This window comes from Pseudomonas monteilii NBRC 103158 = DSM 14164 (genome assembly GCF_000730605.1).
GTDB classification, from domain to species: Bacteria; Pseudomonadota; Gammaproteobacteria; order Pseudomonadales; family Pseudomonadaceae; genus Aquipseudomonas; species Aquipseudomonas monteilii.
In genome coordinates this window covers 1-9,702 of sequence record NZ_BBIS01000082.1, presented here as the reverse complement: position 1 = coordinate 9,702, position 9,702 = coordinate 1, and the positions used below count along the sequence as shown (strand labels likewise).

Below are 9,702 nucleotides of genomic sequence, written 5' to 3'. Positions count from 1 at the left end.
ACCCAAAGCTGACATTCGCCTACCAGCGTTCCAGTCAGTAGCACGCACGGCTAGCAGTGCTTTCAAGAGCGCTGACAGCAGGCCGAATGTGAACAGGCAGGGTGCGATTGTAGTGACGTTAAGGAAGCCCCACTAAGCCACCAATTCCAGGTGGGTGAGCCAGGGGCAGACGATCCGATCAATCTTTGAATGCTCACGCGATACCTACTTAAATCTCCCACCAGCGGGAGATGGGTCATGAAATGCCGGCCGATGATGTCGACGGGTATTTGGTTTCAAACACGCAACATGTGGACTGCCAGGCCGACCAGAGCGCAGGCAATCAGCACCTGGATCACCCCTCGTTTGAAGCGGAACAAGGCAATCGCTGCCGCTACCGCGATCACAGCGGAAGGCCAATCAAGCGCCCCATTGAAGCCTTTTGGCCAAAGCACGTGATAGCCGAAGAACATTGCGAGGTTGAGGATCACGCCCACTACTGCAGCCGTGATCCCCGTCAGCGGTGCGGTGAACTTCATCTCGTTGTGAGTCGATTCCACCAACGGGCCACCGGCGAGGATGAACAGGAACGACGGCAAGAAGGTGAACCAGGTGACGAGGCTCGCCGCGACTGCACCGGCCAGGAATGGGTGCTCCGCACCGAACATCGGATGCACGTATCCACCGACGAAGCCGACGAAGGCAACCACCATGATCAGTGGGCCCGGAGTGGTCTCCCCCAAGGCGAGGCCATCGATCATCTGGGTTGGCGTCAGCCATCCGTAGTGCCCGACAGCGCCCTGATAGACATAGGGCAGCACAGCATACGCACCGCCAAAAGTCATCAGTGCGGCCTTGGTGAAGAACCAGCCCATCTGCGTCAGGGTGCCGTCCCAGCCAAACGATAGCGTCAGCAGCCCCATGGGCAGGGCCCAGAGCCCTGCACCGACCATCAGCAGGCGTACCAGATGCCCCCAGCTGAAACGGGTATGCTCAGGCGTGGGGGTGTCGTCATCGATAAGGGCCGGGCCATAGCTGTTCTTCGCGGCTCCATGACCACCACCGATTACGAATTTGCTCGGGGCGAAGCGACCACCCACATAGCCGATGATGGCAGCCACCAGCACGATCAGCGGGAACGGCACGTTGAGGGCGAAGATCGCCACGAACGAGGCGCCGGCCATAGCCCACAGCCAGCCATTCTTCAGTGCCCGCGAGCCAATCCGGTGGGCTGCATGAACGACAATAGCCGTGACCGCCGGCTTGATGCCATAGAAGATCCCCGCGACTACCGGTACCTCGCCAAAGGCGACGTAGACCCAGGACAAACCGATCAGGATGAACAGCGAAGGCAGCACGAACAATGCGCCGGCAATCACCCCGCCCCAGCTGCGGTGCATGAGCCAACCGATATACGTGGCCAGCTGCTGAGCCTCGGGGCCGGGCAACAACATGCAATAGTTCAGCGCGTGCAGGAAACGCTTCTCGCTGATCCACCGCCTGCGCTCTACCAGCTCCTGGTGCATGATCGAGATCTGCCCGGCAGGCCCGCCAAAGCTGATGAAGCCCAACTTGAGCCAGAACAGGAAGGCTTCATAGAGACCGATCGGCTGCTGAGTTGCTTGCGATGGCGGCTGTTCACTTACTGCGGAGGTGGTATCAACCATTTTGGGCTTCCTCACTTGCGAAAGCCGTCAGCAGGCCATCGAAGATGCCTCCTGCGACCATTGTCAGTTGATCGTCATCGCCAATGCTCTCTCTCAAGCCAGCGAGGACACGCTCGATACCGGGTGCTTCGGAAGGTTGTACGCCTCCCACATCCAGGTAGTGGATGACGCCTGCCAGGCGTGCCAGGCCTGGCTGCTGAACGGCAAAGCTCTCGATGAGGGTTTCGAAGGAAATCCGCTGGCCAACGTGGCTGAACCGGGCCCCATCAAAATCAAAGCCGAGCGCATCGCTTGGGCAGTCACTGGGACTGTCCAACCAAATGAATTGGGCATCGGCATCAATGAAGCGACGGATCAGCCAGGCACAGGCCAACCGGTCTACCCATGGGCGTTTTCGCGTTGCCCATCGGCGACCTTGGTATTCGCTGCGCTCCAGCTGCTTGATGGCCTCATCGTGCGCACTCGGCTCATCGGAAGACAGTGCTCGGCTAATCGCGGTCTCAAGTTCCTGCAGGGCCGAGTCGGCTTGTGTCTTGAACACACCTGGGAAGAAATCGATCGCTGTCAACTGGCCGAAGGCCTTCCTGAGCTTGCGCACCTGCCGGGCTGTCAGCAGCGCATTCTCCGGGGATAGGTCAGCTCGGCAGCCTGCAATTTCTTCCATCAGCTTGGCGTATTCATCGCTTCTGTCGAATAGCCCGCTGAAGCGCTCCTCGCGTTCAGGCAGCGACAGCAGAAATGCCGTGCCGTTGATGGCCAGCACATCTCGCTCCACCGCTTCGAACGTTTCGCGGCCCGCGCTTTTTTCTGGCAGCAGGTACACACCATCGCGCAGCACAGCTGCACCGGAGGCCTTCAGGGTTCTCCATGCGCGCATACGCTCGGTGGCGTTGGCCGTCGGCAGCCCAAGGATCAGTAACGACCAATCAATCATGTAGAAGGCTCAGCATAAAATGTATCTCTCTCTACATTAAACCAGATTTGGCTAAAAGCAATGGGTATTCATTGACCGTGCTGAGCAGCACGGAATCGCGTTGACCATATCCCCCTGGGGGGGATACGCTGTTGTCGATCTGATGAAGTTCAGGCGATAGAGATCGCCTCCAGCCGTGCACGGAGGTGCCATGCTATTTGTCCTGAAAAACCGCAATTACAGGCACCTGTTCCTTGCTCAGGTGATTGCCTTGATAGGCACCGGCCTGGCGACCGTAGCGCTTGGGCTTCTGGCCTATGATCTGGCCGGCGCGCAGGCCGGCGCCGTCCTGGGTACCGCGCTTTCGATCAAGATGGTGGCCTACATTGGCGTGGCCCCGATTGCCGGTGCGTTTGCCGAACACTTGCCCAGAAAAGCCATGCTGGTCTCTCTCGACCTGGTCAGGGCTGCCGTGGCGCTATTGCTCCCGTTTGTCACAGAGATCTGGCAGGTCTACGTGCTGATTTTCGTGCTGCAGTCTGCATCTGCCGCGTTCACCCCGACATTTCAGGCCACCATCCCCGACATCCTCCCTGACGAGCGTGAGTACACCCGAGCGCTGTCGCTTTCGCGACTGGCTTACGACCTTGAGAGCGTCATCAGCCCAATGCTCGCGGCAGCCCTGTTGACCGTGGTCAGCTTCCACAGCCTATTCGGTGGCACCGTCGTGGGATTTCTCGTATCAGCTGCAATGGTGGTTTCAGCGGTATTGCCTGTAGCCGTTCGCGGGCCTAAACGGAGCATCTACGAGCGCACGACCAAAGGCCTACGGATCTTCCTGCGTACTCCGCGCCTGCGCGGCCTACTAGCCCTGAACCTCGCAATTGCTGCTGCCAGCGCAATGGTGATAGTGAATACGGTCGTGTTGGTTCAGGCGAAGCTTGGGCTGGATCAGAGCGCTATGGCCATGGCGTTAATGGCTTTCGGTGGCGGCTCGATGGTGGTGGCGCTATTGCTTCCCCGACTGCTTGAACGCCTGGATGATCGTAAGGCCATGCTTGCCGGTGGAGCAGTGCTGGTGGTCGGCCTGCTGATAGGGGCCTTCGTTTCCAGCTATTCGGCTCTGATAGTTCTGTGGGTGGTACTGGGTGCTGGATATTCCCTGGCACTAACGCCGTCGGGGCGTATCTTGCGTAGGTCGTCTTCGGCTCAGGATCGACCAGCGCTATTCGCGGCACAGTTCGCCTTGTCGCATGCCTGTTGGCTTATTACCTACCCATTGGCCGGATGGCTGGGAGCCAGCGTGAACCTGACGTCTGCGTTCGTTGGTCTAGGCCTGCTCGCTGGGGCAGCGTGGATACTGAGCAAATGGATCTGGCATCCCGACCATGAGGACGAGGTGGTGTCGCATCAGCATGACGATCTTTCGGAAGACGATCCTCATGTCGCGGATGGCAAATCTCATGCGCACTCCTTTGTCATCGATGAGCACCACCGGAAATGGCCACGGCGATAGCGCCCTCCATCCTGGGCGGTGGAGGGGCGCCTGGTCGGTGTTATTTCTTCAGTGCCTTCAGCCGCGCACTGGCTTTCTGTACGGCTGCCATCTTCTCCGGGCGTTTCATGCGTTTCCACTTGCGGATTTCGTCTTTCGATCGCCCGCAACTGACACAGAGATCACCTTTCAGCTGACAGAGTGAAATACAAGGATTCTCGATCGCTGAAGCCATTGTTGGGTTACCTGTGGCACTGGACTCTGATGCGAGCGTGCGGGCAGCAACTGCGACCCGCATCCACATCAGGCCTGATGGACTTCGACGGTCAGATGCCGTACTTCATGAACTGGTAGCAGTCGTTCACGAATGCTTGAGACGCTTGTTTGAGCGTGGCCAACAACACTGACGATCGCTGCGTGAGCGTCGGGCCCGACACGCCAGACATGCAGATCGCAGATGCGGACGTCACCCGGCTGCTCAATGAACTCGCGGATTTCCTGCGCCACGTGATCATCGGTTTTGTCCAAAAGAACACCGGCGGTCACTTTCATCAGGTTCCATGACCAACGACCAATTACAACAGCGCCTACGATACCCATCACCGGGTCGAGCCAGACCCAGCCCAGGAATTTGCCTGCCAGCAGGGCGACAATTGCCAGAACCGAGGTCAATGCATCGGCAAGGACATGTACATAGGCCGATCGTAGATTGTTATCGCCGCTGCTATGTCCGTGGCTGTGTCCATGATCGTGGTGATGGTGGTCATGAACGTGATCATGGTCGTGCCCGTGCCCGTGACCCAGCAGCAGCGCACTGACAATGTTCACCAGCAAGCCTACGACGGCGATAGCAATGGCCGTGCCGAACTGCACTTCATTCGGTTGGAACAAGCGGACGACCGACTCAGCACCGACTGCCAGGGCAACAAGCCCCAGGATCAGCGCCGAGGCAAACCCACCCAGGTCACCAACCTTCCCAGTACCAAAACTGAAACGTGAGTTGGTGGCGTGCCGCTTTGCGTATGCATACGCGGCTGCCGCGATACCGAGCGCACCGGCGTGCGTAGCCATATGGAAACCGTCGGCCAGTAGAGCCATCGATCCGGTGATGTAGCCGGCGGCAATTTCACCCATCATCATCACAACGGTCAGTAAGACCACCCAAAGCGTGCGCTTTGCATTCTCTTCGTGGGAGGCGCCAAGAAAAACATGGTCGTGGATGGTAGCTGTCGTGCTCATTGCTTGGGTGTCCGAGGTCATTTTGAGTAACGCTGAATGGCTTCCAGGAGTTCTTCCACTCCCTTGCTGCGCTCTTCGTCAGTGAGAGAAGGGGCAGCCACGTGCGCCCTGGCGTGATCTCTGATGATCTCGTCCAGTAGCCCATTCATCGCGCCACGCGTCGACGCCACCAGAAGGAGGGTTTTAGCGCAGTCCTCATCTTCCTGAAGCGCTTTTTCGATTGCTTGCACCTGTCCAGCAATGCGTTTGACGCGTTTGAGCAGCGCGTCCTTGTTCGATGCGAGATGGCCCATACCATACCCCCCCTATGTATATTGTCGCGAAGATTGTCATACCCCGCCCCCCTATGCAAGGGGCAGCAGTCAGCAGACGTTATTTGGAGGCGAACGGAGCGACTGACAGACCTGTCAACCGTTGTCCTGAGGTAGGTAAAAATTGAGCCATCCTTGGCTCTAGTTGGACGTCAGTCGTGAGCGTGACCATGGCCCGCGCTGTCGCCAGTGGCCTCAGGCTCGGCATCGCCGCATGCGACAAGCAGACCGAGAAGACCGATTACGGCGAGCGAACGTAGCAGTTTGATAGTCATGTCTTGAGTTCCACAGTGGTGCAATCAAAGGGGTCATGGGCTGAGACTCACTGCATATGAGTCTCAGCCAGAAGGTCATTTTTTGAGGTTGAGGTAGTCACCCGCCGTGTTCAGCACGATGGTTACGTTGCCCGAGGTACGGTTACGCCAGAACCAGCCATGGGTTCCGTCGAAGAGCGCAGTCAGCTCACCCGTGTCACCCTTGACCTGGCGACCTTTGCTATAGCTGTGGAAGTCGCCTTGAGCGGCGTTGTAGGTTTCACCATGGGTGTCATAGTTGACCGGCCCCGAAGCGCTCCATTTGTAGGCCACGATCGCGCCCTTGCGCATTTCGAGCTTGATCTCACGCCCTTCGCCAGGTTTCAGGGTCAGGCTGACCTCATCCTTTTTCGCTAACGGTTGTTCGGCCTGGCTGGCAGGCTCAACGGCGGCAACCTGTGGCACCGGAGCGGGAGCTACCGAAGGTATTGGTGCTGATGCCGCCACTGTTGAAGCCGGTGCAGGCGAAGGCACTTTGGCTGCAGCTTCATCGGCCAAGGCCTCCTGTGCGAGAGATATCTTGATCTCCCCCATTTGCGTGAGCCCCATGGCACGGCCCAGGCCAGTTGGATCGACGGCGTACTCCGAAGGCATGACCACGGTGACCAGAAGCCCCATCGCGACCGCGAAAGCGATGGCGGTGGATCGGATGAGCTGACGGCTGCTCGGCAGTTCGCTTGCCGAAGGAAGTGGAGAGTTGAACATTTTTCAGGATCCTCAGGCGGTAACGAACAGGCCGGTCAGCTGGTAACCCATCAGCAGGAAACCGGCACTCATCATGGCAACGTTGGCGGTGTAGGCGTGACGCCAGAAACCACCGGCTTTTCTCCAGTAGCCCATCACGATCAGGATGGCGCTCAGCGCGAGCAACTGACCAATCTCCACCCCGATATTGAAGGCAATGAGGTTCGGGATCAGGCCTTCGGCCGAGATTTCGTACTCCTGGATCTTTGTTGCCAGGCCAAAGCCATGCAGCAGGCCGAAGGCGAGCGTCGCGGCTTTGGTGTTCGGCTGGTAACCGAACCAGCGCTTGAAGGCCCCCAGGTTGTCCATCGCCTTGTAGACCACCGAGAAACCGATGATCGCGTCGATGATGTAGGAGCTGATGCTGATCTCAGTAAGCACGCCGAACAGCAGCGTGACCGAATGTCCAACGGCGAACAGCGTGACGTAGAGGCCCACGTCCTTGAGGCGGTAGAGGAAGAAGATTACGCCGAACAGAAACAGCAGGTGGTCGTAGCCCGTCATCATGTGCTTGGCGCCCATGTAGATGAACGGGATCAGCATGACCCCCGAGCTTTCCTGGATGAATCCCTTGTCGCCTTCCGCTACGGCGTGTGCCAATGCCTCCGGCATGCCGATGAGCAATGACACGGCGAACAGGAACAAAAGGAAGATGGGATGGCGTGCTCGCACGGCAAGCAAGCCCCCACCCGGTATCGAGTGTAAACGCATGGATCAATCCTTTTTTGCAATGATCGAGAGCCGCAAAGCGGCCAGGGTCAGGAAGCAAAAGCAGGACGAGGTGGGCGTTCGATTCGGAAGATTGGTGGGTGTGGTACCGATTCGCCTGACCAGGTCAATGGCATGGACGGGCCGAAGATAGGTGTCAGTTGCGTAGCAGAAGAGAGCTGAGGGGTCTCGTGCTGGTGGTCGGGCGTGAGCGGGGCGTGATAGTGGTCAGTGCAGTGCGTGCAGCTCCACGAAGCCTCGCCATGGTCATGCCCGTACTTCATGTTCACTGCCTCTTGGGCAGCGACTTGAGTCGGTACTGCCAACGAATAGGCGTGCCCCGTCCAGGCCAGCATAACGGCCATAGCCAAAGCCACGATCATGGCTGATGACAGGAAACGACGGGACATTCAGATGCCTATGACGCTGATTCAACAGCAACGCTGCACGTTTGACCTAACCCCCTGGGGGGGATAGCATCGCCAGCGTAATGTATCGACGACAGAGACTCAAGATATGTCCGATCACTCTCATGATCACCAGCACAATGATGGACAGGGCCATGCCCATCCTCACCAGAGCCATGAGGCGATCATCAAGCGCCTGAAGCGTGCAGACGGTCATCTGCGCAGCATCATTGCCATGATCGAGGACGGGCGGGAATGTGTAGACATTGCCCAGCAACTGCATGCGGTTGAAAAGGCCGTCTGCCAGGCCAAGCGCACGCTCATCCAAGACCATATCGACCACTGTCTTGAGGATTCGGTTACAGCCTTGAGCAAGGGCGATAGATCGGCCCTGGACGAATTCAAGCAAATTACCAAGTACCTGTAGAACTGTGTTCGAACTCACCAGCTACCTTGGGCTTTTTCTGGCGGCGTTCGCTGCGGCCACGTTGTTGCCGATGCAATCCGAAGCAGCACTGGTCGCGATGCTTGTGTCTGAGCACTACCTGCCCATGGCGCTCGTCGCGATGGCTACCGCCGGCAATGTCCTGGGTTCAGTGGTGAACTGGTTTTTGGGTCGAGGCGTCGAGCACTTCAAGCACAAGCGCTGGTTCCCGGTCAGTGAGGCGAAGCTGGTGAAGGCGCAGGCACTCTACCAGCATATGGATACTGGTCACTGCTAGTGAGTTGGGTACCCATCATCGGCGATCCGATTACGTTGGTGGCTGGGGTCATGCGCGAGCCGCTTTGGCGGTTCCTGTTACTGGTCACCCTGGCCAAGGGTGGGCGATACCTGCTGTTGTCACTCCTGGTGCTTGGGGGCATGCCATGACTTTCGATATTGCTCGCTCTGCGGCAGAGCGGCATACCGGGCAGGATCTGATCAAGTGGATTGCCTTGCTCACGATGGTGCTCGATCACATGCGATTGGCCTGGCCTGCGAGCAGCGATCTGTTTGTGCTCGGTCGGTTATCTTTTCCCCTGTTCTGTCTGGCAGTCGCGATCAACGTCTCACGCAATCAGCCAGGTGAGATATTCACTCGGAGCAATGGCCGGTATCTCGCCTCTTTGGTGGTGTTCGCCGCGCTTTCTGAAGTCCCTTACCGGCTGGTCAGCACCTCGGGCACCTTCAATGTCTTGGTCACGTTGGCGCTAGGGCTTCTGGTCGCTTGGGGAGTACAGCACCGGACGCTCGAAAGCCTGGTAATGGCTGGCGGTGCAATTCTGGCGGGTTATCTGCTGAGCGAGCCGCTGATGTACGGCTTCTACGGGGTGTTCGTGCCGGCGGCTCTGGTGCTTGCCATTAAGCGCCCCGAACTGTTCGCGCTACTGCCCGTCGCGCTTTGTGTAACCGTCAACTCTCGAACTGGCCTGTTCGAACAGGCGGCGCAGCTTGAGCCGTTCGCTGTCCTCGCGCTGCTGATCGCGGCTTTGGCGCCTTTACTCGGTTTGGCTCTATTCTGGGCCCGGTTGCCGTTCAAGATCTTGCCAGTCACACAGTGGAGCTATTGGTTCTACCCCGGCCACCTGTTAGCGATGCTGGGTATTCGCAACCTGCTTTAGACGCGGGGTTTGCTTTAAGGCTGGCATTCTCTGGGTCAAGAACGCCAGCTTTTAAAGAACCTACGCACTGCCTTAGTGGCAGTGGCGCTCGCCCGTTTTGTGATTGGTGTGGCAACCCTTGGAGTCGGTACCACCGCTGTGTGCGAAGGCGACTATCGAGGAGAACGAAAGGACGGCAGCAATCAAGAGGGGAACGATTTTCATCAGGCTACTCCATGCTCGGTGTTGTGGTGGCAAATTGCCTCGATGAGCTTATGGCTAAGTGCATCCTCATAACAATCGTAATTGCCATGAAGCCGATGAAAGGAATGACCGGTATGGGT

Annotated in this window: 12 protein-coding genes and 1 pseudogene; 4 read left to right on the top strand and 9 right to left on the bottom strand. The window is 58.1% G+C overall.

Annotated features, from left to right (window positions below):
* Positions 1-275 precede the first annotated feature (275 nt).
* Both chrA and PM2_RS28890 read right to left on the bottom strand, forming a co-directional pair.
* Entirely contained in the window at positions 276-1,646 is a 1,371-nt protein-coding gene (gene chrA, locus PM2_RS28895; RefSeq protein ID WP_028700057.1) for a chromate efflux transporter, read from the bottom strand.
* Complete coding sequence (locus tag PM2_RS28890) at positions 1,639-2,580, bottom strand: chromate resistance protein ChrB domain-containing protein (protein WP_139813918.1); 942 nt, start codon at positions 2,578-2,580, stop codon at positions 1,639-1,641. Before PM2_RS28890 ends, chrA begins: the two co-directional genes overlap by 8 nt.
* Before the next feature lie 190 nt (positions 2,581-2,770).
* On the opposite strand from PM2_RS28890, the gene PM2_RS28885 reads away from it, so the two are divergent.
* A complete protein-coding gene (locus PM2_RS28885) occupies positions 2,771-4,075 on the top strand; it encodes an MFS transporter (RefSeq protein ID WP_028700059.1) in 1,305 nt (434 codons plus the stop codon).
* Positions 4,076-4,115: 40 nt separating this feature from the next.
* Here the strand turns inward: PM2_RS28885 and PM2_RS30555 are convergent, their stop codons facing one another.
* From PM2_RS30555 to PM2_RS28865, 6 genes are all read right to left on the bottom strand, one after another.
* The gene (locus PM2_RS30555; RefSeq protein ID WP_028700060.1) at positions 4,116-4,289 is read right to left on the bottom strand and encodes a DUF1289 domain-containing protein; all 174 of its coding nucleotides are present in this window, start codon (positions 4,287-4,289) and stop codon (positions 4,116-4,118) included.
* 68 nt (positions 4,290-4,357) lie between these two features.
* Complete coding sequence (dmeF, locus tag PM2_RS28880) at positions 4,358-5,314, bottom strand: CDF family Co(II)/Ni(II) efflux transporter DmeF (RefSeq protein ID WP_028700061.1); 957 nt, start codon at positions 5,312-5,314, stop codon at positions 4,358-4,360.
* A complete protein-coding gene (locus tag PM2_RS28875; protein ID WP_028700062.1) occupies positions 5,311-5,586 on the bottom strand; it encodes a metal/formaldehyde-sensitive transcriptional repressor in 276 nt (91 codons plus the stop codon). Before PM2_RS28875 ends, dmeF begins: the two co-directional genes overlap by 4 nt.
* Positions 5,587-5,756: 170 nt before the next feature.
* Positions 5,757-5,879 carry a hypothetical protein gene (locus PM2_RS31840; protein ID WP_254912523.1) on the bottom strand — a complete coding sequence of 41 codons (123 nt, stop codon included), beginning with the start codon at positions 5,877-5,879 and terminating at the stop codon, positions 5,757-5,759.
* A gap of 75 nt (positions 5,880-5,954) precedes the next feature.
* On the bottom strand, positions 5,955-6,623 hold the full coding sequence (locus PM2_RS28870) for a hypothetical protein (RefSeq protein ID WP_028700063.1): 669 nt from the start codon (positions 6,621-6,623) through the stop codon (positions 5,955-5,957).
* A gap of 12 nt (positions 6,624-6,635) precedes the next feature.
* On the bottom strand, positions 6,636-7,373 hold the full coding sequence (locus PM2_RS28865) for a HupE/UreJ family protein (RefSeq protein WP_028700064.1): 738 nt from the start codon (positions 7,371-7,373) through the stop codon (positions 6,636-6,638).
* Positions 7,374-7,886: 513 nt separating this feature from the next.
* On the opposite strand from PM2_RS28865, the gene PM2_RS28860 reads away from it, so the two are divergent.
* From PM2_RS28860 to PM2_RS28850, 3 genes and pseudogenes are all read left to right on the top strand, one after another.
* Positions 7,887-8,204, top strand: coding sequence for a metal-sensing transcriptional repressor (locus PM2_RS28860; protein WP_028700065.1), 318 nt, complete (start codon positions 7,887-7,889; stop codon positions 8,202-8,204).
* 4 nt (positions 8,205-8,208) lie between these two features.
* Positions 8,209-8,648 (top strand): annotated as a pseudogene (locus tag PM2_RS28855) (YqaA family protein).
* Positions 8,645-9,379 carry a TraX family protein gene (locus PM2_RS28850; protein ID WP_028700066.1) on the top strand — a complete coding sequence of 245 codons (735 nt, stop codon included), beginning with the start codon at positions 8,645-8,647 and terminating at the stop codon, positions 9,377-9,379. Before PM2_RS28855 ends, PM2_RS28850 begins: the two are co-directional and overlap by 4 nt.
* A 72-nt stretch (positions 9,380-9,451) precedes the next feature.
* Here PM2_RS28850 and PM2_RS30935 read toward each other — a convergent pair whose 3' ends face one another.
* The gene (locus PM2_RS30935; RefSeq protein ID WP_102667976.1) at positions 9,452-9,583 is read right to left on the bottom strand and encodes a YHYH domain-containing protein; all 132 of its coding nucleotides are present in this window, start codon (positions 9,581-9,583) and stop codon (positions 9,452-9,454) included.
* Between the last annotated feature and the right edge of the window lie 119 nt (positions 9,584-9,702).